This window comes from Streptomyces sp. A18 (assembly GCF_059026065.1).
Map to the genome: position 1 here is coordinate 322,674 of NZ_JBWLKL010000007.1, position 21,348 is coordinate 344,021.

At 70.1% G+C, this 21,348-nt stretch carries 20 protein-coding genes; 7 read left to right on the top strand and 13 right to left on the bottom strand.

Translation table 11 applies throughout. The annotated features are described in order from the left end of the window. The first annotated feature begins 37 nt into the window (after nt 1-37). Nucleotides 38-310 (top strand): DUF6332 family protein, encoded by a 273-nt coding sequence (locus AC5P1C_RS15165; RefSeq protein ID WP_493866318.1) that lies wholly within the window; start codon nt 38-40, stop codon nt 308-310. On the opposite strand, the gene AC5P1C_RS15170 is transcribed toward AC5P1C_RS15165, so the two are convergent. The 4 genes from AC5P1C_RS15170 to AC5P1C_RS15185 all read right to left on the bottom strand — a co-directional run bounded on the left by AC5P1C_RS15170 (nt 271) and on the right by AC5P1C_RS15185 (nt 3,488). Next, nucleotides 271-936 (bottom strand): response regulator, encoded by a 666-nt coding sequence (locus AC5P1C_RS15170; protein WP_493866319.1) that lies wholly within the window; start codon nt 934-936, stop codon nt 271-273. The genes AC5P1C_RS15165 and AC5P1C_RS15170 overlap by 40 nt on opposite strands. Then, a complete protein-coding gene (locus tag AC5P1C_RS15175; protein ID WP_493866320.1) occupies nt 933-2,189 on the bottom strand; it encodes a sensor histidine kinase in 1,257 nt (418 codons plus the stop codon). The genes AC5P1C_RS15170 and AC5P1C_RS15175 overlap by 4 nt, the downstream gene beginning before the upstream one ends. A gap of 136 nt (nt 2,190-2,325) precedes the next feature. Next, nucleotides 2,326-2,532, bottom strand: a complete 207-nt coding sequence (locus tag AC5P1C_RS15180; protein ID WP_493866321.1) for a hypothetical protein — start codon at nt 2,530-2,532, stop codon at nt 2,326-2,328. 257 nt (nt 2,533-2,789) lie between these two features. Then, the gene (locus tag AC5P1C_RS15185) at nt 2,790-3,488 is read right to left on the bottom strand and encodes a TetR/AcrR family transcriptional regulator (RefSeq protein ID WP_493866322.1); all 699 of its coding nucleotides are present in this window, start codon (nt 3,486-3,488) and stop codon (nt 2,790-2,792) included. Nucleotides 3,489-3,662: 174 nt separating this feature from the next. On the opposite strand from AC5P1C_RS15185, the gene AC5P1C_RS15190 reads away from it, so the two are divergent. Continuing rightward, nucleotides 3,663-4,139, top strand: coding sequence for a nitroreductase/quinone reductase family protein (locus tag AC5P1C_RS15190; RefSeq protein ID WP_493866323.1), 477 nt, complete (start codon nt 3,663-3,665; stop codon nt 4,137-4,139). A 49-nt stretch (nt 4,140-4,188) separates the two neighbouring features. On the opposite strand, the gene AC5P1C_RS15195 is transcribed toward AC5P1C_RS15190, so the two are convergent. Beyond that, nucleotides 4,189-5,415, bottom strand: coding sequence for a geranylgeranyl reductase family protein (locus AC5P1C_RS15195; RefSeq protein ID WP_493866324.1), 1,227 nt, complete (start codon nt 5,413-5,415; stop codon nt 4,189-4,191). A gap of 135 nt (nt 5,416-5,550) precedes the next feature. On the opposite strand from AC5P1C_RS15195, the gene AC5P1C_RS15200 reads away from it, so the two are divergent. Further along, nucleotides 5,551-6,906, top strand: a complete 1,356-nt coding sequence (locus tag AC5P1C_RS15200; protein ID WP_493866325.1) for a dipeptidase — start codon at nt 5,551-5,553, stop codon at nt 6,904-6,906. Between the two features lie 49 nt (nt 6,907-6,955). Here AC5P1C_RS15200 and AC5P1C_RS15205 read toward each other — a convergent pair whose 3' ends face one another. Then, complete coding sequence (locus tag AC5P1C_RS15205) at nt 6,956-7,999, bottom strand: NUDIX hydrolase (RefSeq protein ID WP_493866326.1); 1,044 nt, start codon at nt 7,997-7,999, stop codon at nt 6,956-6,958. A gap of 297 nt (nt 8,000-8,296) precedes the next feature. On the opposite strand from AC5P1C_RS15205, the gene AC5P1C_RS15210 reads away from it, so the two are divergent. After that, nucleotides 8,297-8,674, top strand: coding sequence for an STAS domain-containing protein (locus AC5P1C_RS15210; protein ID WP_493866327.1), 378 nt, complete (start codon nt 8,297-8,299; stop codon nt 8,672-8,674). 30 nt (nt 8,675-8,704) lie between these two features. Here the strand turns inward: AC5P1C_RS15210 and AC5P1C_RS15215 are convergent, their stop codons facing one another. The 4 genes from AC5P1C_RS15215 to AC5P1C_RS15230 all read right to left on the bottom strand — a co-directional run bounded on the left by AC5P1C_RS15215 (nt 8,705) and on the right by AC5P1C_RS15230 (nt 12,185). After that, entirely contained in the window at nt 8,705-8,881 is a 177-nt protein-coding gene (locus tag AC5P1C_RS15215) for a hypothetical protein (protein ID WP_493866328.1), read from the bottom strand. A gap of 177 nt (nt 8,882-9,058) precedes the next feature. After that, nucleotides 9,059-9,985: a carbohydrate ABC transporter permease gene (locus tag AC5P1C_RS15220; protein ID WP_493866329.1), complete on the bottom strand. Its 927-nt coding sequence runs from the start codon at nt 9,983-9,985 to the stop codon at nt 9,059-9,061. After that, nucleotides 9,982-10,896, bottom strand: coding sequence for a carbohydrate ABC transporter permease (locus tag AC5P1C_RS15225; protein WP_493866330.1), 915 nt, complete (start codon nt 10,894-10,896; stop codon nt 9,982-9,984). The genes AC5P1C_RS15220 and AC5P1C_RS15225 overlap by 4 nt, the downstream gene beginning before the upstream one ends. Before the next feature lie 20 nt (nt 10,897-10,916). After that, a complete protein-coding gene (locus tag AC5P1C_RS15230; protein WP_493866331.1) occupies nt 10,917-12,185 on the bottom strand; it encodes an ABC transporter substrate-binding protein in 1,269 nt (422 codons plus the stop codon). A gap of 264 nt (nt 12,186-12,449) precedes the next feature. Between AC5P1C_RS15230 and AC5P1C_RS15235 the strand changes: the two genes are divergently transcribed. Then, the gene (locus tag AC5P1C_RS15235; protein ID WP_493866332.1) at nt 12,450-14,558 is read left to right on the top strand and encodes an NPCBM/NEW2 domain-containing protein; all 2,109 of its coding nucleotides are present in this window, start codon (nt 12,450-12,452) and stop codon (nt 14,556-14,558) included. Between the two features lie 153 nt (nt 14,559-14,711). Here the strand turns inward: AC5P1C_RS15235 and AC5P1C_RS15240 are convergent, their stop codons facing one another. Further along, nucleotides 14,712-15,677, bottom strand: a complete 966-nt coding sequence (locus AC5P1C_RS15240) for an ROK family protein (RefSeq protein ID WP_493866333.1) — start codon at nt 15,675-15,677, stop codon at nt 14,712-14,714. Nucleotides 15,678-15,912: 235 nt separating this feature from the next. Here AC5P1C_RS15240 and AC5P1C_RS15245 point away from each other — a divergent pair, with 235 nt between their 5' ends. Continuing rightward, nucleotides 15,913-16,899: a LacI family DNA-binding transcriptional regulator gene (locus AC5P1C_RS15245; RefSeq protein ID WP_493866354.1), complete on the top strand. Its 987-nt coding sequence runs from the start codon at nt 15,913-15,915 to the stop codon at nt 16,897-16,899. A 65-nt stretch (nt 16,900-16,964) separates the two neighbouring features. Here AC5P1C_RS15245 and AC5P1C_RS15250 read toward each other — a convergent pair whose 3' ends face one another. After that, nucleotides 16,965-18,680 (bottom strand): serine/threonine-protein kinase, encoded by a 1,716-nt coding sequence (locus AC5P1C_RS15250; protein ID WP_493866334.1) that lies wholly within the window; start codon nt 18,678-18,680, stop codon nt 16,965-16,967. A gap of 75 nt (nt 18,681-18,755) precedes the next feature. Beyond that, a complete protein-coding gene (locus tag AC5P1C_RS15255) occupies nt 18,756-20,048 on the bottom strand; it encodes a DUF6986 family protein (protein WP_493866335.1) in 1,293 nt (430 codons plus the stop codon). A 253-nt stretch (nt 20,049-20,301) separates the two neighbouring features. On the opposite strand from AC5P1C_RS15255, the gene AC5P1C_RS15260 reads away from it, so the two are divergent. Beyond that, nucleotides 20,302-21,198, top strand: coding sequence for an endonuclease/exonuclease/phosphatase family protein (locus AC5P1C_RS15260; protein WP_493866336.1), 897 nt, complete (start codon nt 20,302-20,304; stop codon nt 21,196-21,198). Nucleotides 21,199-21,348 lie beyond the last annotated feature (150 nt).

Genomic DNA, 21,348 nt, shown 5'->3' on the forward strand with positions numbered 1-21,348 from the left:
GCTTGCCCGCCGGAGGTGCACGCCTGACACTCGGGACATGGGGCAACGGACGCAGGCCCAGCGGGACGCGGCCACCGTGGAGATCGGTTTCGCGCTGTTCGTCGCGACGACCCTCGCGGGTGCCGCCTTCTTCGCCGTGCCTGCGGCGGCCCGCTTCTTCGGAGCGTCATCGACCTCGGAACCCACGTTGAACCGGATCGGTGCGATCGTCGCGGCCACGGTCTTCGTCGCGTCCGTGGTGACGGTCCTCGTGCGCCACCGACGGACCCGTCAGCCCAGCCAGCCGGGGCGCACCAGGCCCGACTCGTAGGCCAGGACGACCAGTTGGGCGCGGTCGCGGGCGCCCAGCTTCACCATCGTCCGGCTCACGTGCGTCTTCGCGGTGAGCGGGCTGACCACCAGACGGCGCGCGATCTCCTCGTTCGACAGGCCGATGCCGACCAGCGCCATCACCTCACGCTCCCGCTCGGTGAGTTCACCGAGCGGCTCGGGGCCCGCGGGCTCCTTCGAGCGGGCCGCGAACTCAGCGATGAGACGGCGCGTCACGCCGGGCGAGAGCAGCGCGTCGCCGTCGACCACCGCGCGGACCGCGCGCAGCAGTTCCTCCGGCTCGGTGTCCTTGACGAGGAAGCCCGAGGCCCCGGAACGGATCGCCTCGAAGACGTACTCGTCCAGCTCGAAGGTGGTCAGCATGACCACCTTGACTTCGTTCAGGTCCGGCTCGTCGGTGATCCTGCGGGTCGCGGCGAGACCGTCGAGCAGCGGCATGCGGATGTCCATCAGGACGACATCGGGGCGCAGTTCACGCACCATGCGCACCGCCTCCTCGCCGTCCGCCGCCTCTCCCGCGACCTCGATGTCCCGCTGGGCGCCGAGCAGTGCCTTGAAACCGGCTCTGACCAGCGACTGGTCATCGGCGAGCAGTACGCGGATCACTGGTCCTCCTTGGGTGCCGTGCGGGTGGGCAGTACGGCGGTGACCCGGAAGCCCCCGTCCGGGCGCGAGCCCGCCTCGATCGTGCCATTCAGGGCGGCGGCGCGCTCCCGCATCCCCGCAAGGCCGTTGCCGCTGCCGCCCGCGTCCGCGCCGGTGGCGGGGCCGTCGTCGTCCACGCGGAGGGTGAGGGCATGGGTCTCGTAGCGCAGCATCACGCGCGCGTGCCGCGATCCGGAGTGCCGTACGACGTTCGTCAGGGCCTCCTGGACGATGCGGAAGGCGGCGAGGTCCACGCCGGGCGCCAGCTTCTTGCCGGTCCCCTGCGTGTCGACCTCCACCGTGAGCCCCGTACTCGCGGCCTGTTCCACGAGCTCGGGCAGCCGGTCGAGCCCGGGAGCCGGGGCGCGCGGCGCGTCACCGGGCGTGCGGAGGGTGTCGAGGACCTGGCGGACCTCCCCCAGGGCCTCCTTGCTCGCGGCCTTGATGGTGGTCAGGGCGGTGCGGGCCTGTTCGGGGTCGGAGTCGAGCAGCGCGAGGCCCACGCCCGCCTGGACGTTGATCACGGAGATGCTGTGCGCGAGGACGTCGTGCAGCTCGCGCGCCATGCGCAGGCGCTCCTCGTCGGCCCGCCGCTTGGCGGCCTGCGCGCGCTCGGCACGCTCCTTCATCCACTGCTCGCGGCGTACGCGGGCCAGCTCGGACACGGCGATGATCGCGACGACCCAGACGGCGACGACGGTTTCCTCGCCCCACGTCCGCGCCCCGTCGCCGTCCGGCGGCAGCCACCGGTAGAGCCAGTGCGCGACGAGCAGATGTCCCGCCCACAGCATCGCGACGGCGCCCCACGCCGCGCGGCGGTGCCCGGAGACGACCGCGGCGAAGCAGCCGACGGCGACGGTGATCAGGACCGGGCCGTACGCGTACCCCGCCCCGAGGTAGATCAGCGCGGTGCCGGCCGTGACGTACGCGACCGGGACGGGGTAGCGGTGACGCAGAAGCAGCGCGAGCGTGCCCGCGAGCAGGAGCAGCCGGGCGTACGGGTCGAGCGGCTCGCGGTCGAGCTGGCCCTCCGCGGCGTACTTCGAGCCGACCTGCACGAACAGGGTGATCGCCAGCGTCGTCAGCCACGGCAGCCTGCTGACGCCCCCCGCGTCGTCCCGCCGATTCCACCAGGCCGGCCCGTGCCGCCACGCCGGCGGTCCGCCCCAGGGCAGGGGCGGACCGCCGCGCCTGTGTTCGCGCTGCTCATCCATGACGGCAACGCTAGACCGCAGGGTGCCCGGCGGGCGTCACCCGAGCGTGGCGATCACGCGTACTCCCGCTGGAGTACCTCGGGAGCCTTTCCACTCTCCCCGCCTTCGTGCAGGCCCAGGCTCCGATGCAGTCGCCTCAGCGGACCGGGCGCCAGTTGGCGCGGCCCGCGAGCCGCATGACGACGGGCAGCAGGACGACGCGGATGAGGGTGGCCTCCACGAACTCATCCGGCTTGTGGCCGCCCACCCCCTGCGCGAGCGCCCGGTCGAGCTCCTGATGAACGCCCTGTAGCGAACCGGCCGTTCCTCGGACGCGCTGCTCGCTTTCGAGGAGGCGCGGCACCGGATCGCGGACGCCATGGGCGCGGACCCGGCGCCGGCGCTGCGGTCCCTGCACGAGCGGGTGCCGCGCCAGGACCCGGAACTGCTCGGCACGCGGACGTCAGCCGCTCCCGTACCGACGGCCTGAGCGGGGCGCGTGCTCTGGGCGAGGAGCGTGTTCTGGGCGAGGAGCGTGTTCTGGGCGAGGCGCGTGCCCTGGGCGGGGCGCGTGGCTAAGCGAGGAGCGTGGCTAAGCTGGGAGCGTGGGTGCGGACCCGTCTATTTCTGCTCCAACAGCCCTACACCATGGGCGAGTTGAGTGGCCGCGTGCGAGAAGAACGCAGGACGGTCCTCGACCACGCGGTTGAACTGCCCAAACACCTCGAAGCCCACGAGCCCGAACAGCTGGGCCCACGCCGCGACCAACGCCGCGACCACCGCGGGCGGCAGATCGGGGGCGAGATCCGCCGCGATCCGCTCACCCTCGGGCCGCAGCCCGGCCGGCAGCGGCCGCACGGCGACACCACGCCCCTGATGGGCGTCGCGCACGATCCCGATGAGCAGCAGCCCGACGCGGGCGGCGGCTTCGATCGTGGAGGAGGGCGCGCTGTAGCCCGGGACGGGCGAACCGTAGATGAGGGCGTACTCGTGGGGGTGCTCGACGGCCCAGGCCCGCACGGCCTCGCACGCGACCGTCCAGCGCCGCACGGGTTCGGCCGACGCGACCTCGGCGTGCGCCTCCTCGGCGGCGGCGCCGAGGGAGTCGTAGGCGTCGATGATCAGCGCGGTCAGGAGGTCGTCGCGGCTGGGGAAGTAGCGGTAGAGGGCGGAGGACACCATGCCGAGCTCGCGGGCCACGGCGCGAAGGGAGAGCTTGGCGGCGCCCTCGGCGGCCAGCTGTCTGCGCGCCTCGTCCTTGATGGCGGCGGTGACTTCGACTCGGGCGCGGGCCCTGGCCCCGCTGGTAGCACTGCTCATGCAGGCAGTGTGTCACGAGTTCGGAGCAGTGCACTGGAACGGGATCGGCGCACTGAAATGTGAGCGCCGGACACTTTCGAGAGCACTGCTCTTGCAATGGCGCACCGCTCTCGTGCACACTGCTCTCAAGCGAGAGCAGTGCTCTCGGAAGCCCACCAGACTCTGGCGGTCACCATGTCTACGTCGTCCTCCTCCGCGGCCTCCCCCTCCCCCTACTACCTCAAGGGCAGCCCCTTGGCCGTACGGCTCAACAGCGTGGTCGGCTGGCTGGCACGGCGCGGCATCAGCCTGATGGGCTCGGCCGAGCTCTCCGTACGCGGACGCAAGAGCGGTCAGATGCAACGCATTCCGGTCAACCCGTTCACGTACCACGGCGCCCAGTACCTGGTCTCGGCCCGAGGGCACTCTCAGTGGGTGCGCAACATGCGCGTGGCGGGCGGCGGCGAGCTGCGCGTGGGGCGCAAGGTCCGCTCGTTCACGGTCGAGGAGGTCGCGGACGCCGAGAAGCTGCCGGTGCTGCGCGGCTACCTGGAGAAGTGGGGTTGGGAGGTCAACCAGTACTTCAAGGGTGTCACCGCCAAGTCCACGGACGCGGAGATCGAGGCGGCCGCGAGCGACCACCCCGTCTTCCGCGTCACCATCACGAAGTGAGGCGACCGGCTGTCCGCCGGACCTCGCTGCGCTCCCTGCCCTACCGGCCCTACCGGTCGAGCGCGCTCAGTGCCCGTCCCGCCAGCGGGTGGTTCCGCACCAGCTCGCCGAGCGTCGTGGAGCCCCGGGTGATCCTCGCGAACGCGTTCCACGCGGGCCGGAACCCGGTGATCGCCGCGTGCAGCGCGCCCGGACGGCGCTCGAAGACCGTGAGCATGCGCCGCCCGACGCTCATCTCGACGCCGAGTCCCGCCTTGATGGCGAACGCGTAGTTCAGGGCCTGACGGCGGGCGTCCACCGCGTCGTGTGCCTCGCCGATCCGCACCGCCCACTCCCCCGCGAGCCGCCCCGAGCGCAGCGCGAAGGAGATGCCCTCGCGGGTCCACGGCTCGAGCAGCCCCGCCGCGTCACCGCACACCACGACCCGGCCGCGCGAGAGCGGCGAGTCGTCGCTGCGGCAGCGCGTGAGATGGCCGGAGGAGATGCTGGGCTCGAAGCCCGCGAGCCCGAGGCGGGCGATGAAGTCCTCCAAGTACCGCTTGGTGGCCGAGCCTTCGCCGCGCGCGGAGATGACTCCGACGGTGAGGGTGTCACCCTTGGGGAACACCCATCCGTAACTGCCCGGCATCGGGCCCCAGTCGATGAGCACCCGGCCCGCCCAGTCCTCGGCGACGCTCTGCGGCACCGGGATCTCGGCCTCCAGACCGAGATCCACCTGGTCGAGCTTCACGCCGACATGCGCTCCTATGCGGCTCGCGCTGCCGTCGGCCCCGACGACCGCACGAGCGAGCACCGTCTCGCCGCCCTGCAGCACCACGGCGACCGTCCGCCGGTCGGGCACCGCCGAGCCGTGCTGCTCCACGCGCGCCACGGTGACGCCGGTACGCAACTCGGCGCCCGCCTTCTGCGCATGCTCGACCAGCTGCTGGTCGAACTCGGGGCGGTTGATGAGCCCGAAGAGCATCTGCTTCGAGCGGCGGGTGCGGGAGAACTTGCCGTCCAGGGAGAACGTCACCGCGTGCACCCGGTCCCTGAAGGGCAGTTCGAAGCCGGGCGGCAGCGCGTCACGCGAGGGGCCGATGATGCCGCCGCCACACGTCTTGTACCGGGGCAGTTCGGCTTTCTCCAGGATGAGGACACTGCGTCCCGCGACGGCTGCCGCATAGGCCGCCGAAGCTCCCGCGGGCCCTGCTCCCACCACCACGACGTCCCATACGTACTGTGCGTCTTCCGCTGGTACGTACTGCGCGTCGTCCGCTGAGTTCTCGCTGCTCACGTTGGTCTACCGCTCCCGATCCAGCTGTTGGCCGCGCTTTCCAAGGCATCCTACGGCGGGCACCTGGGGCACCCTCCTGTGGGAGGATCACCACACCCACTTACGTACAACGTCGCACCTACGAGGAGCGTGCCCATGTCGCCGAATCCGATCGCCGAGACCGTCGCCTCACTCATGCCGAGGGCGAAGGCGGAGCTCACCGAACTGGTGGCCTTCAAGTCGGTGGCGGACTTCGATCAGTTCCCCAGGAGCGAGAGCGAGGCCGCCGCGAACTGGGTGGCGGACGCGCTGCGCGCCGAGGGGTTCCAGGACGTGGCGCTGCTCGAAACGCCGGACGGCACCCAGTCCGTGTACGGCCTGCTGCCGGGCCCCGAGGGCGCTCCCACCGTGCTGCTCTACGCGCACTACGACGTCCAGCCCCCGCTCGACGAGGCGGCCTGGACCACCCCGCCGTTCGAGCTGACGGAGCGCGACGGCCGCTGGTACGGACGCGGCAGCGCCGACTGCAAGGGCGGCGTCCTGATGCACCTGCTCGCGCTGCGCGCCCTGAAGGCGAACGGCGGTGTCCCGGTCAGCGTCAAGGTGATCGCCGAGGGTTCCGAGGAGCAGGGCACAGGCGGCCTCGAGCGGTACGCCGAGCAGCACCCCGACCTCCTCACGGCCGACACGATCGTCATCGGCGACGCGGGCAACTTCCGGGTGGGCCTGCCGACGGTCACCACGACACTGCGCGGCATGACCCTCGTACGTGTCCGTGTCGACACTCTTGAGGGCAATCTGCACTCGGGCCAGTTCGGCGGCGCGGCCCCCGACGCGCTCGCGGCGCTGGTGCGGGTGCTCGACTCGCTGCGCGCGGAGGACGGCTCGACGACGGTCGACGGCCTCACGGGCGACGAGGTGTGGGACGGGCTTCAGTACGACGAAGCCACCTTCCGCAAGGACGCCAAGGTCCTCGACGGCGTCGGTCTCGTCGGTACGGGCACGGTCGCCGACCGCATCTGGGCGCGTCCCGCGGTCACGGTGATCGGCATCGACTGCCCGCCGGTGGTCGGCGCGACGCCGTCCGTGCAGGCGGCCGCGCGGGCGCTGATCAGCCTGCGGGTGCCGCCGGGCGTGGACGCGGCCGAGGCCACCAAGCTCCTGCAGGCACACGTGGAGTCGCATGCCCCGTGGGGCGCGCAGGTGACCACCGAGCAGATCGGCCAGGGCCAGGCGTTCCGCGCGGACACCACGAGCCCTGCGTACGCGGCGATGGCCGAAGCGATGGGCGAGGCCTACCCGGGCGAGGAGATGCAGTACGCGGGGCAGGGCGGCTCGATCCCGCTGTGCAACACCCTCGCCGCGCTCTACCCCCGGGCTGAGATCCTCTTGATCGGCCTGAGCGAGCCCGAGGCGCAGATCCACGCGGTCAACGAGAGCGTGTCGCCCCAGGAGTTGGAGCGGCTCTCGGTGGCGGAGGCGCTGTTCCTCCAGAAGTACGCGGCGAGCTGAGCCACCCGGCTGCGGGAGAGCTCCGGAGCTCGACTCACTGGGAACCGGCTCACTGGGGGCCGACGGGGACCCCCGCCTCCAGGTACAGGGCCGCTCCGCGCTCCCGCGCGCGCAGGGCCCAGCGCAGCCGTTCGTAGCGCACGGAGGGCAGCAGTCCGGCCGCCTCCTCCTCGGTGACGAAGCGGCAGTCACGGAGTTCGGGGCCCGGCAGGAGCATCTGCCGGGCCTCGCCGCTGTCGAGGGTCCCGCCGTCGAAGAGGAACCGCATCCCTCCGTAGCCGGGCGGTGTGGGCGGCTCCCAGTCGACGACGAGGAGCCGGGGGGCGTCGACGAGTTGGATGCCGGTCTCCTCGGCCACCTCGCGCATGCCCGCGCGCGCGGGGGCCTCGCCCGGCTCGACGACACCGCCGGGGAATTCCCAGCCGGCCTTGTACGTGGGGTCGACGAGCAGCACCCGGTCCCGCTCGTCGAAGAGCAGCACACCGGCCGCGAGCGTCTCCGCGGTGGGTTCCGGGGTCTGCACGATGTCGCAGACGGGCGCGGCCCCGGTGCGCACGGCGTCGGCGATGCGCTCGGCGGTCTCGCAGGGGGTGAGCGCACCGGTGTCGATACGGAGGGCGTCCGCACCGAGCCAGCCCGCGAGAGCGGCGCGGTACGGCTCGATGTGGTCGAAGGACCACTGCCGCACGCGCGTGTCGCCCTCCGGGAGGTCCGGGATGGGGCGTTCGGATATTCGTTCGCGCAGGATCGTTTCATCCTGGGCCAGGACCACATGTCGTACGGCGATTCTGCGCGAGGCGAGGCCGCCGAAGATCTCGTCGCGGTAGTCCTGCCGCAGCAGGGTCATGGGCACCACGAGGACGCCACCGACCTCGGCGAGCAGGGCCGCCGCTGTGTCCACGACGAGCCGCCGCCAGATCGCCAGATCCTGGAAGTCGCTCACCTCGGCGAGGTGCTTGGACGGCAGCAGGAAGGGCAGTCCGCCGCCGATGACCTCGGGGTCGAAGAGTGTGCTGTTCGGGATCAGCTCGATCAGTTCCCGTGCGGCGCTGGTCTTGCCCGCACCGAACGCGCCGTTGATCCAGACGATCACGGTTCCCCCTCTTCTGTTGGCCCCCTGTGGCTTGCCCGCAACACCCTGCCACGGAAACCAGGCCCTGTTGAGGTGTCCCTTTCCGGGCTCGAAAGACGCCACGGCATGTCAAGCGATTCGCGTCTACTTCACCCCATCGGGTGGCAGTCACGCTGCATGAATCGTTCCCTCACTCCAGGGCGCACTCTCCCCCGCTAGCGTGATCCGCCAGGCGCCCCAGCCCCTGGTGACCTCCTGAACCGGCTCTTCCCACGCACCGCTCCCGCGAGGACGGCCGACGTTGAAACTGGGGGACAAGTGCAACTCGATGCACTGAACGAATTCGCCTTCGAGGACTCCGACCAGCAACCGCGCGTGTACGGTCAGGGCGGCGCCGCCGTCGTCGAACTGCGCGGTGAGATCGACCTGTTGGCCTACCAGCGCATGGCCCCGCTCCTCGACCCCATCACTGGCGGAAGCGCCACGACAGTGGTCATCGACCTGACCCGGACCACGTTCTTCGACTGCTCCGGCCTCGCCCTGCTGGTCCGCGCGCGCCGCCGCACGACAGCGAGAGGCGCCCGCCTCTCCGTGGTCTGCACCCACCGCCTGACCCTGCGCGTCCTGCGCCTCACCGGCCTCACGCCCACGCTGTCACCCGTGTCCACCCTGGAGGAGGCGCTGCAGGCGAAGTGAGCGCGCGGCCAGGGGCGGGGGGGCTCGTCCTCACCGCGGCTTGATCGTGGTCCGGGCCGCGCGCTCACGGTTGGGCCACCTGGTCCTGGTGTAGGCGTGGAAGTGGTCACCGGCGTGGTCCTGCCCAAGGGTGCAGTGAAGGACATCACCGGGCCTCTCGTCCCAGCACAGGCCGGGAATGTCACGTGCGTACTTCGGGGCTTTCATGCGGAGCGCTCCGTCTGCTGGAGATGGTCGGTGTGTGGTGTGCGATGTGCACGCACCGACGATCTCAATCCCGCTGTTCAGTGCGGGAAATGACAGCCCGTGACACGGGAGGGGTCATGCGGACGGCCCCTACGCGTCCTGAGAGCGGGCGTGGCGCAAACGCTCGGCCCCCACCCCTCACCCCTTGCTCGACCCCAACGTAAGCCCCGCGATGAAGTGCCGCTGCAGAAGAAGGAACACCAGCACCGTGGGCAGCGCGACCAGGACCGAGCCTGCCGCCAAGAGGTTGTAGTCCGTGAAGAACTGGCCCCGCAGGTTGTTCAGGGATGACGTGATCGGGAGTTTGTCCGGGTTCGAGATGAAGATGAGGGCCCAGAGGAAGTCGTTGTAGATCCAGGTGAATTCGAGGGTGCCGAGCGCCGCCAGCGCGGGGCGGCACAGCGGCAGCGTGATGCGCCAGAACTGGGTCCAGACGCCCGCGCCGTCCACGATCGCCGCCTCCAGGATTTCCTGTGGCAGTGTCCGCATGAAATTGGAGAGCACGAAGACGCAGAAGCCGACCTGGAATCCTATGTTGACGATGATGATCGCCCAGTACGAGTCGTACAGGGTCAGCGAGTCGGACATCCACCAGGGGAGGGGGATCTTGAGGAAGAGGACGTACAGGGGGGTGACGAGCACCTGTGGCGGCAGCAGATTTCCTGCCGTGAAGAACATCAGCAGGATCATTCCGCCGCGAATCCGGAGGCGGGAGACGGCGAACGCCACGAATGCCGCAAGGAAGAGCGTGATCACGACCGCGGGCACCGCGATGAGCAGTGTGTTGGTGAAGTACTTGCCCATGCCGGAATCGCTGTAGGCCTGGCTGTAGTAGTCGAACGACAGGTTATCGGGGAGCGAGAAATAGCCGTTCCGCGCCGTCTCCTCGTACGGGCGCAGGGAGGCGTAGACGGCCAGGAGGAGCGGCGCGAGGAAGCCAAGGGCCACCGCCATCAGGAAGATGTGCACCCCGAAACGGCCTCGGCGGTGCCCACGGCCGACGGGCCTTTCGGCAGGCGGTGCGGACGTGTCGGAGCGCGGCGTGGTGTGGATGTCGGCGGTCATCGGTCGCGCGCACCTCGCAGCTCTTGGACCAGGAACGTCACGATGAATCCGAGCGAGACGGTCAGGAGTACGACCGCGATGGCGGAGCCGAATCCGATACGGCTCGCCTCGCCGATGATGTTGTCGGTGATGAGTACGGAGAGCAGTTCCAGGCCGTTGCGGCCCTTGTTGACCGCGTAGACGATGTCGAAGGCGCGCAGTGCCTCGATGACCGTGATGACCCCGACGATGACATTCACGGGGCGCAGCGTCGGAAAGACGACCCGGAAGAATGTCTGGCGGGCATTGGCGCCGTCTATCTGGGCTGCTTCCTTCAGGGCCGGGTCGACGGATTTCAGGCCGGCCAGGTAGAGGATCATGACGTAGCCCGTGTGCCGCCAGCTCGCGGCCAGCATCATCATCCAGAGGTTGATGTCGGAATTTCCGAGCCAGTCGATCGGGTCGTTCTGGTTGTTGAGGATGGTGTTGACCACGCCCTGGTCGGTGCCGAGGATCAGCTGGGCCATGAATCCGACCACGGCGAGCGAGAGCACCACCGGCATGTAGAGCACGGACTGATAGAAGCGGCTGAAGCGGACTCCGCGGTCGATGACGACCGCGAGGAGCAGGCCGAACGGTGTGGCGACCAGGCCGAGGAACGCGATCCACAACAGGTTGTGGCGGACAGCTGGCCAGAACGCCGGATAGTTGTCGACCAGGCTCTCGTAGTTCTTTCCGCCGACCCACTGGATGTCGCCAATGCCGTCCCAGGACGTGAAGGACAGGCCGATGGAGGCCAGGGTGGGACCCCAGATGATGAAGATGTCCAGCAGAACGGGAATTCCCAGAAGCACGCCGAGCACAGCTGTGTCACGGCGTGTGAAGCGCCGCGGTCCCCGCCGTCCGGCGCGCCGCGCGGTTTTCTGCGGCACGGGGCGTTGTCCCTCGCTTCTCAGCTGACGTCCGACGAGAAGATGTCCTTCTTCTGCCGCTCGATGCTGTTGACCAGGCCGTCGACGTCCTTGGGGTTGTCGATGAAGTCCTGCAGCGCCTTGATCATGACGGTCTGTGCGAAATCGGGCCGGGTGTCCCGGTCGAGGAACTGCGAGATCTGCTTGGCCCCGGAGACCAGTTCGGCCGATTTCTTCTGCAGCGGGCTGTACTTGCTGGTGTCGGCGCCTTCGTTGACCGCGACGTTGTTGGGGTCACCGGCCAGATAGATGTCCTCGGCCCGTGGCGTCCCGAGCCACTTCAGGAGTTCCTTGGCGCCGTCCAGGTTCTTCGACTTCTTCGCCACCAGGAATCCGTCGATCGGCGCCTCCACCGCGTCCTGCCCGTGCGCCGGGTCGATCTCGGGGAACGCGAAGAAGTCGATGTCGTCGCGTTCGTTCGCCGGGAACTGCTGGCCGGGGTGCGGCATTCCGAAGACGGCCATCGCCGTCTTGCGCTGCTGCAGCCCCTGGCCCGCCTCTTCCCAGGTACGGCCGAGCGCGCCCTTCTGGTAGTACGGCATGAGTTCGCGCCACAGGTCGAAGACCTTCTTGACCTTCGTGTCGGTCCAGGCTTCCTCGCCGGCCATCAGGCTCTTGTGGAACTCGTATCCGTTCAAGCGCATGTTGATGTAGTCGAAGGTGCCCATGGCGGGCCAGCCGTCCTTGTCGCAGAACGCGACCGGTATGCCGTCCTTGCTCATCTTCTTGGCGAGCGCGATGAACTGGTCCCAGGTCTTGGCCTGTTCATAGCCTTGCTTCTCGAAGAGGCTCTTGCGGTGGAAGACCGCCCATGGGTAGTAGTAATACGGCACGAAGTACTGCTTGCCCTCGTGCGTGGACTGCTCCCGCAGCGCGTTGGAGAAGCCCTTGAAGCCCTTCCATACGTCGCTGATGTCGATCAGCAGGCCCTTCTCCGCGAAGTACTGCATGCGGTAGCCGGCGAACCACATGAAGACGTCGTCGGGCGTGCCCTGCAGATAGCGCGTGATGTTCTGCTGGAACTCGTTGTGCTCTGTCGTGTTGACCTTGACGGTCTTCCCCGACTTCTTCTCATAGGCGTCGAAGGCGGCGGCGAACGCTTTCTTGGGCACGGCGTCCGAGGAATTGGACCCCATCGTGACTTCGTCCTTGTTGCCACCCGGACCGTCACCACAGGCCGTGAGCAGGGCCGGAAGGGTGACCGCTCCGGCTCCGGCGGCCGCACCACGCAGGACATTCCGCCGGGACATCCGATGTCCTGACATGCTTCGAGGCGTGGCAGGACCCATGAACGATGACTGTGCCATGTCCCCCTCCTCGGGGTGCAACCGAACACAACCGAACGCAAGGGTTGGATCCCACTCCCAAGCGCCCCCGCAGTCAAGGGTTTTGGCGCCGGGTGCTCGAACCGTTACGGCTCCTCTTCCAACAGAGTCCAACACGGCCTACCGTAAGCGCGCACCTCTGACACGTACATGCAGCCCCAACTTCTGCGAGTACGGAGGAATGTAACGATGCGTCATATCTCACCCCTCGCAACACGTCGAAGAGTCGTCGGGTCACTGGCCGCCGCACTGCTGTGCGCCGCAGGGCTCGCGGCACCAGCGTCGGCCTCGGCCTCGGCGTCCTCGCGCGACACGATCGGCACCGTGAGTGACACGAGCGGACGGAGCGCGGCCGAGCGGCCCTCCACCGCCGACACCGCCGAGCCACGCACCGCTAAGTCGAAGCTCCCCGGCGACCTCGCCCTCACCCCGCCCATGGGCTTCAACAACTGGAACTCCACCCACTGCAGGGCCGAGTTCGACGAGGCGATGGTCAAGGGGATCGCGGACATCTTCGTCGAGAAGGGCCTCAAAGAGGCCGGCTACCAGTACGTCAACCTCGACGACTGCTGGGCCCTGCCCGAGCGGGACGCCAACGGCAAGCTGGTGCCCGACCCCAAGCGATTCCCCGACGGGATCAAGGCAGTTGCCGACTACGTGCACTCCAAGGGCCTGAAGCTCGGCATCTACACCAGCGCCGGCACGAAGACCTGCAGCGACATCGGCTTCCCGGGGGCACTGGGCCACGAGGTCAGTGACGCACGACAGTTCGCCGACTGGGGCGTCGACTACCTCAAGTACGACAACTGCAACAACCAAGGCGTCGACGCCAAGAAGCGGTACATCGCGATGCGAGACGCACTGAAGGCCACCGGCCGCCCCATTGTCTACAGCATCTGCGAATGGGGCGAGAACAAGCCCTGGGAGTGGGCCGCCGACGTCGGCCACCTGTGGCGCACCACCGGCGACATCAGCGACAACTGGAGCTCGATGCTGTCGATCATGAAACAGAACCTGCCGCTCGCCGAGCACGCCGGTCCCGGCCGCTGGAACGACCCGGACATGCTCGAGGTCGGCAACGGCGGCATGACGGACACCGAGTACCGCACCCACTTCTCGATGTGGTCCATCATGGCCGCGCCGCTGCTCATCGGCTCCGACCTGCGCAAGGCGTCGCCCGAGACCTTCGAGATCATCGGCAACAAGGAAGTCATCGCCGTCGACCAGGACCCGCTGGGCAAGCAGGGCGAGGTGCTGTCCTCGCAGGACGGCCGCTGGGTCGTCGCCAAGGAGATGAAGGACGGCAGCCGGACGGTCGCGCTCTTCAACGAGACAGGAACCGCCCAGTCGATCGCCACATCGGCGAAGGCCGTCGGGCTCCCGGACGCCGACGGATACACACTGCGGGACCTGTGGCAGCACAAGAGCTACAACACCGCGGGCAAGATCGCGGCGACCGTCCCCGCGCACGGCACCGCACTGCTGCGCGTCACGGCCGACGGCAAGTGGGCCAAGAACCCGCCGGCCGTCGAACTCGGCCTGGGAGGCGCCCCGTTGGTCGAGGCGGGCGAGCCGGAGAAGCTGACGTCGAAGGTCACCAACCTCGGCCGCACCCCCGCGCAGAAGGTGTCCGCCACCTTCACCGGCCCTTCGGGCTGGCGCGTCGAGGCGACCTCACCCTCGACCGCGAGCTCCTTGCGTACGGGCAAGTCGCTGAGCACGTCGTGGACGGTGACCGCACCACAGGGCGCGGCGCCGGGCGCGTACGACCTGACGCTCAGGACCGACTACCACTCCCCCGGCGGCACCCGCGCCCAGAGCGTGCTGCCGCTGACGGCCCATGTCGTCGTGGCGCCGCCCGCGGGCGGATCGGCGATCAGTGACCTGCCGTGGATGTCGACGGTCAACGGCTGGGGTCCGGTCGAGAAGGACACCAGCAACGGCGAGGAGGCGGCGGGCGACGGCAATCCGCTCACCATCGGCGGGGTCGTCCACGCCAAGGGGCTCGGCGTGCACTCCGACAGCGCCGTCGAGTACTACACCGGCGGTGCCTGCGAGAAGGTCTCGGCGCAGGTGGGTGTCGACGACGAGAAGGACCCCAAGGGAACGGTCACCTTCGAGATCTGGGCGGACGGCAAGAAGGCCGCGTCGACCGGCGTCCTCACCAACGCCGATGCCGCGAAAGGCCTTTCGGCCGACGTGACCGAAGCCCAGGTCGTACGCCTCGTCGTCACCGACGGCGGCGACGGCAGGGACTCCGACCACGCGGACTGGGCGGAGCCAGTGCTCAGCTGCTGAGCGGCTGAGCGCTGAGCAGCTGAACCCGAGGGTGCGTCAACTGCGGGCCGGGTGGCTGCACTTCGGCCCGGCCCGCAGCAGCGTGAGGGCGAACCTCTCCTGCAGCAGCGTGAGAGGCTCCCCTCACTGGTCGCCTCTCACGCTCAGAATCCCTCAACTTCCCACAGCGGGACGCAAGTCCACAGCACGGTCCTCCTGGCTGAGAGCGGCCGCCGCCGCCCCCACCAATCCAGCGTCCGTCCCCATCAAGGCCGGACCCACGGTCAGATGACGTACGAACGAGAGCGTGGCGTAGTCGCGGAGCGAGCGCCGCAGCGGGTCGAAGAGCACATGGCCCGCCTTCGCCACCCCGCCCCCGATCACGGCGATGTCGATCTCGACGAGCGTCGCCGTGGCCGCGATCCCCGCGGCGAGCGCCTGCGCCGCCCGCTCGAAGGAGGCGACGGCGACCGGGTCCCCGGCCCGCGCGGCGACGGCCACCGCGGCGGCGGACGTGTCGCCGTCGGGTCCCGGACTCCAGCCGCCCTCCAGCGCACGCCGCGCGATGTTCGGTCCGCTAGCTATGCGCTCCACGCACCCGCGTGCCCCGCAGGGGCAGGGGTCACCGTCCAGATCGACGCTGATGTGACCGATGTGCCCCGCGTTCCCGGTGGGGCCGGGGTGCAGTTTGCCGCCGAGGATCAGTCCGCCGCCGACGCCCGTGGACACCACCATGCACAGCGCGTTGTCGTGCCTGCGGGCCGCGCCCTGCCAGTGTTCGGCCGCCGTCATCGCGACGCCGTCGCCGACCAACTCGACCCGCAGCCCGCCGGTGGCCGCGCGCACCCGCTCGACCAGCGGGTAGCCGCGCCACCCGGGCACGTTGACCGGGCTGACCGTCCCCGCCGACGCGTCCACGGGGCCCGCGCTGCCGATGCCGACCGCGCGCGCCCTGCCCCACAGCGGGGAACGCGTGAGCTCGCCGATGACCTCTTCGACCGCCAGCATCACCGTGTCGCCGTCCTCGCGCGCGGGCGTGGGCCGCTGGGCGCGCAGCAGGATCCGGCCGCGGCCGTCCACCAGGGCGCCGGCGATCTTGGTGCCGCCGATGTCGAGTGCGGCGACGAGGTCCGTGTGCATCAGTGTCAGATCTCCTGGTGAAAGGGCAGGCCGCTCTCCTGGTGAAAGGGCAGGCCGGAGAATGCGATGGACAGTCTCTCTTGCATCTGACAACGTTGTCCAGGTTCTATGCTCGACGCCACATCGCTTACGCACCACTTTCAGCTCATCTTCGTCGACGACAGGACAGCGCACCGTGGCCGAGACCGCCAGCCGACCCGAGCGACCCGAACCCCGCTACGGCAACCGTCCGACCATGAAGGACGTCGCCGCCCGCGCCGGAGTCGGCCTCAAGACGGTCTCCCGCGTCGTGAACGGGGAGGCGGGTGTCACCCCGGACACCGAACGCCGCGTCCAGGAGGCCATCGACGCCCTGGGCTTCCGCCGCAACGACAGCGCGCGCGTCCTGCGCAAGGGGCGCACGGCCAGTATCGGCCTCGTCCTCGAAGACCTCGCCGACCCTTTCTACGGCCCGCTCAGCCGCGCCGTGGAGGAAGTGGCCCGCGCCCACGGCGCGCTCCTCATCAACGGTTCCAGCGCCGAGGACCCGGACCGCGAGCAGGAGTTGGTGCTCGCGCTCTGCGCGCGCCGGGTCGACGGCCTGGTCGTCATCCCGGCCGGTGACGACCACCGCTACCTGGAGCCGGAGATCGCCGCCGGTGTCGCCACCGTCTTCGTCGACCGCCCCGCCGGGAAGATCGACGCCGATGTCGTGCTCTCCGACAGCTTCGGCGGCGCGCGTGACGGCGTCGCCCACCTCATCGCCCACGGCCACCGGCGCATCGGCTTCATCGGTGACCAGCCGCGCATCCACACCGCCATAGAGCGCCTGCGGGGCTACCGAGCGGCCATGGAGGACGCGGGCATCCCCGTCGAGGACGCGTGGATGTCCCTCGGGCCCACCGACCCGGACCGCGTCGGGCGGGCCACCGAGACGATGCTGGGCGGGTCCGACCCCGTCACGGCGATCTTCGCGGGCAACAACCGTGTGACGGTGACCGTCGTCCGCGTCCTCGCCGGGCTCCCCCGCCCCGTGGCCCTCGTCGGCTTCGACGACATCGAGCTCGCTGACCTGCTGCAGCCGGGCGTGACCGTGGTCGCGCAGGACGCCGCGCAGCTGGGCAGGACCGCTGCCGAGCGCCTGTTCCGGCAGCTCGACGGTGCGTCCGACGCCCCTGAGCGGATCGAGCTCCCGACGCGGCTCATCACGCGCGGGTCGGGCGAACTGCCGCCCGCGGACTGACGGTTGGCGGCTGGGGGTTGGCGACCGGGGGTCGAAGGCTGGGGGGGGCGGCGGTGCGAACGCGGTCAGCAGACGGGGAGACCGGGCAGCGGCTGGTCGTTGTCGCCGCCCTTGATGTAGACGTCGCTGATGAAGACGTCTCTGTTGCCGCTGTCGTCGTCCGTCTTGGCCCACCAGACGTTCGTCCACTCGCCGTGCGTCTCGCGACGCCCCAGGTTCTGCTGGCAGTAGAAGTAGTTCGTGCCCGCGTTCAAGACGCCCGCCTCGGCGCCCGACGCCGTGTACGACGTCGCCGTACGCCAGACCGAGCAGTCGTACTTGCCGCCGCCCGCGGCGTGGCAGGCGGGTCCGGGGGCCGGATCGTCACCGCCTCCGCCCGTGGTGCCTCCGGAGCCGTCGGATCCGCCGCCGGTCGTGCCTCCGTCCTCCGTCGGCTTGGAGGAGGGCTTGGGGCGGTCCGTCGGTCCGTCCGTGGACTGGGGGTCGTCGTCCTTGCCGTCCTTGCCGTCCTTGCCGGAGGAGGACTTGTCGTCCGGCTTCCGGGTCTTTCCGTCGCCCTGCTTCGAGGGCTTGGGGCCGTCCGTGCCGTCCAGCGCGCCGCGGCTGTTGTCTGCCCCCGGCTCGGCCGCGTCCCCGGAGGAGGCGGGCCCCTCGGCCTGACTGCCGCTGTCCCCTTGGCCGTTGACGAGGGCCACGGTGACGCCGGTCACCGCGAGGACGACGGCGACGGCCACGGCGGCGAGCAGCGCACGGCCGCGGCGGGGGCGTCGCTCAGGGGGCGGTGTGGCGGCCGGCCCGGACGGGTGCGCCGCCGGGGGCGATGCGGCGAGCGGCGGACCGAAGCCCGGCGGCGGGGTGCTCGGGATGCTCCGCTCCGTGGCCTCCCTCGGCCGGAGCGCGGGCTCGCGCAGGGCGGCCGTGACGGCGCCGCCTGCCGCGTCGGTGAGGATCAGCGCCGACTGCTCGGCGTCCGGCCGGGCCTGCGGGTCCTTGTGCATCAGCTGTTGCAGCACGGGGAAGAGCGGGCCCGCCCGCTGCGGCTCGGGCAGCGGGTCGGTGACGATCGCGGTGAGCGTGGACCACGTCGACGTACGGCGGAAGGGGGATGCCCCCTCGACCGCCGCGTAGAGCGTGGCGCCCAGGGCCCACACGTCGGACGCGGGGCCCGGATCCTGGCCCTGGGCCCGCTCGGGCGCCAAGTAGTCCAGGGAGCCGACGAGTTCGCCGCTGCGTGTGAGGTGGGTGGCGGAGCCGTCGCCCGGGTCGTCCATCGTGGCGATGCCGAAGTCGGTCAGGACGACGCGGCCACCGGTTTCCAGGAGGATGTTGCCCGGCTTCACGTCGCGGTGCAGGACTCCGGCGCGGTGCGCGGCGGCGAGCGCGTCCATGACCTTGGCGCCGATGGCCGCCGCCTCGCGGGGGTCGAGGGTGCCGCGCTCGCGCAGTACGTCGTCCAGGGAGGGGCCTTCGACCAGCTCCATGACGATCAGGGGCCGTCCATCGACCTCCGCCACGTCGTGCACGGCGACGACTCCGGGATGGCGCACCCGCGCCGCGGCGCGCGCCTCGCGCTGCATCCGTACCCGCAGGTCGGCCAGTTCGGGGCCGGCCGCGTCCGTGTACGTCCGCAGTTCCTTGACGGCGACCTCGCGGCCGAGCACCTCGTCCACGGCGCGCCAGACCACGCCCATGCCGCCGCGCCCGAGCTGCGCCAGCACGCGATAGCGCCCGGCAAGAAGGCGGCCGACACCGCCCGTCTGTTCCTGATCCCCCGAAGTCACCGCTGCCCCGTTCCTGTGACACCACTTTTCGTGGCCCACAGACTACGGGGCAGGGGTGACAGCGCGTGCCGGGTGTTACTTGCCGGAGGGCGTGAGGTCCCCGCGGCGCGGGCCCGAGAAGCTCTGCAGGCGGGCCAGCGTCAGGCCGGTGAGCCGGGTGACCTCGCCGACGTCCAGGGCGCCGCAGTCCAGGCCGCGCAGCAGGTACCCCGCGAGCGCCTTGGCCGACGCCGGCTCGTCCGCCACGTCGCCGCCCTCGCGGTGCGCGGCGTAGGCGGACAGGCGCGCGGCGGCCTGCTCGAAGCCCTCGCGGTAGAAGGCGAACACGGCGGCGTAGCGCGTGGGGATGTGGCCGGGGTGCATGTCCCAGCCCTGGTAGTAGGCGCGGGCCAGGGCGCGGCGCGTGAGGCCGTAGTGCAGCCGCCAGGCGTCGTGGACCTTCTCGGTGGTGCCGATGGGCAGGACGTTGGTGGAGCCGTCCGAGACGCGCACGCCGGTGCCCGCCGCCGCGACCTGCATGATCGCCTTGGCGTGGTCGGCGGCCGGGTGGTCGCTGGTCTGGTAGGCGGCGCTGACACCGAGGCAGGCGCTGTAGTCGAAGGTGCCGTAGTGCAGACCGGTGGCGCGGCCCTCGGCGGCGCCGATCATGCGGGCCACGGTGGCGGTGCCGTCGGTGGCGAGGATGGACTGGCTGGTCTCGATCTGGATCTCGAAGCCGATCCGGCCCGCTTCCAGACCGCGCACCTTCTCGAACTCCTCCAGGAGGCGCACCATCGCGGTGACCTGCTCGGGGTAGGTGACCTTGGGCAGCGTCAGGACGAGGCCGTCGGGCAGGCCGCCTGCCTCCATGAGGCCGGACAGGAAGATGTCGAGGGTGCGGATGGCGCGGTCGCGCACGTTCTCCTCGAAGCACTTCATGCGGATGCCCATGTACGGGGCGGCAGTGCCGTTCTTGTAGGCCTCGGCGACCAGGCGGGCCGCGCGGGCGGCGTCCTGGTCCTCGTCCGCGCCCTTGTAGCCGTCCTCGAAGTCGATGCGCAGGTCCTCGATGGGCTCGCGCTCCAGCTTGGCGCGTACGCGGTCGTAGACCGGCGCGGCCAGGTCGTCGGCCAGGCCGAGGACGGACGCGAAGGTGGCGGCGTCCGGGGCGTGCTCGTCGAGGGCCTTCAGGGCCTGGTCGCCCCACGTACGGATGGTGTCGGCGCCGAAGAGCTCACCGGGGACGTACACGGTGTGGACCGGCTGGCGGGTGCCCGGGTCTCCGGGGTAGCGGCGCTCGAGCTCCGCGTCCACCGGGGCGAGGGAAGCGCTGATGCCCTCGCTGACCGCGCCCGCGAGACTCGTTGCCACCTTCTCTTGCTGACCCATTCCTGCACCCTCCACACGCTCAGGACCACACACTCAGGACCACTCAGGACCACTCAGGATTGCCGAAACTTCCGCTTCACGGAATCAACAATCCGCATGCCGAAGTTATCCGGCGACCTTCCCGCTGGTCAACACCCTCTCGTCTGCCGGACCTCGTCCGTTCACCCGTGTCTCAGATCCTGCTTCCGCACTCGCGTGCCCGCACCTCATCCTGACCGTCACCCGTTGGCCGTCACCCACAGAAGGAGACCGCGTGCCGAATGACACCCGAGTTACGCGCCGCTTCGGCCTGCAGACCGCGCTCGCCGCGGTGGCAGTGCCCTTGTTCACCACCGCACTGGCCGCCTCACCCGCGCACGCGGTGGAGCGCGCGGGGCGCCGTCTGGAGGTCATGTCGTACAACCTCCGCTACGCGAGCACCACGCCGCCCAACACCTGGGCCGACCGCCGCCCGGTGACCCGGGAACTGCTGCGCCGGGCGCGCCCTCATGTCATCGGCACCCAGGAAGGGCTCTACCAGCAGGTGCGGGACATCGCCGATGACCTGGGCCCGCACTACGACTGGATCGGCACCGGCCGGGCGGGCGGCAGCCGCGACGAGTTCATGGCCGTCTTCTACGACACCCGCAGACTCGCGCCGATCGAGTACGACCACTACTGGCTCTCCGACACCCCGGACGTCATCGGATCCAACACCTGGGGCGGCGGCTCCATCCGCATGGTCACCTGGGTCCGCTTCCGCGACCTGCGCACGGACAGCGAGCTGTACGTCCTCAACACCCACTTGGACAACGCGAGTCAGTACGCACGCACGCGTGCCGCGAGTCTGATCACCGAACGGATCCCCGCCCTCGACCCGTCCCTGCCGCTCCTGGTCACGGGTGACTTCAACGTCGCGGCCCACAAGAACCCGGTCTACGACACGATGCTGGGCGCCGGGCTCGTCGACACCTGGGACGCGGCGGACGAGCGCAGCAAGGCGTACGCCACCTTCCACGGCTACAGGCCGCTGGTGCCGGACGGCGACCGGATCGACTGGATCCTGGCGACGCCCGAGGTGCGGGTCCACTCGGCGGCCATCAACACCTTCTCGCAGGACGGCCAGTTCCCGAGCGACCATCTGCCGGTGCAGGCGAGTCTGACCCTGTGACACGGCTGCTCCTGTGACGCACCGAGGCCCCCGCCCCGCGCGATGCGGGGTGAGGGCCTCGTACGGTCGATGAGCTCAGCCCTTGCGGGTGTTGACCTCTTCGGTGAGGGCGGGGACGACGTCGAAGAGGTCGCCGACGACGCCGTAGTC

Excerpts from the sequence above, each read along its gene's own strand:
- AC5P1C_RS15200 (WP_493866325.1), top strand. The coding sequence starts at position 5,551 with ATGTCGCCGAATCCGATCGCCGAGACCGTCGCCTCACTCATGCCGAGG.
- AC5P1C_RS15255 (WP_493866335.1), bottom strand. The coding sequence starts at position 20,048 with ATGGGTCAGCAAGAGAAGGTGGCAACGAGTCTCGCGGGCGCGGTCAGC.
- AC5P1C_RS15185 (WP_493866322.1), bottom strand. The coding sequence starts at position 3,488 with ATGAGCAGTGCTACCAGCGGGGCCAGGGCCCGCGCCCGAGTCGAAGTC.
- AC5P1C_RS15190 (WP_493866323.1), top strand. The coding sequence starts at position 3,663 with ATGTCTACGTCGTCCTCCTCCGCGGCCTCCCCCTCCCCCTACTACCTC.
- AC5P1C_RS15230 (WP_493866331.1), bottom strand. The coding sequence starts at position 12,185 with ATGTCCCGGCGGAATGTCCTGCGTGGTGCGGCCGCCGGAGCCGGAGCG.
- AC5P1C_RS15165 (WP_493866318.1), top strand. The coding sequence starts at position 38 with ATGGGGCAACGGACGCAGGCCCAGCGGGACGCGGCCACCGTGGAGATC.
- AC5P1C_RS15235 (WP_493866332.1), top strand. The coding sequence starts at position 12,450 with ATGCGTCATATCTCACCCCTCGCAACACGTCGAAGAGTCGTCGGGTCA.
- AC5P1C_RS15240 (WP_493866333.1), bottom strand. The coding sequence starts at position 15,677 with ATGCACACGGACCTCGTCGCCGCACTCGACATCGGCGGCACCAAGATC.
- AC5P1C_RS15215 (WP_493866328.1), bottom strand. The coding sequence starts at position 8,881 with ATGAAAGCCCCGAAGTACGCACGTGACATTCCCGGCCTGTGCTGGGAC.
- AC5P1C_RS15220 (WP_493866329.1), bottom strand. The coding sequence starts at position 9,985 with ATGACCGCCGACATCCACACCACGCCGCGCTCCGACACGTCCGCACCG.
- AC5P1C_RS15245 (WP_493866354.1), top strand. The coding sequence starts at position 15,913 with ATGAAGGACGTCGCCGCCCGCGCCGGAGTCGGCCTCAAGACGGTCTCC.
- AC5P1C_RS15175 (WP_493866320.1), bottom strand. The coding sequence starts at position 2,189 with ATGGATGAGCAGCGCGAACACAGGCGCGGCGGTCCGCCCCTGCCCTGG.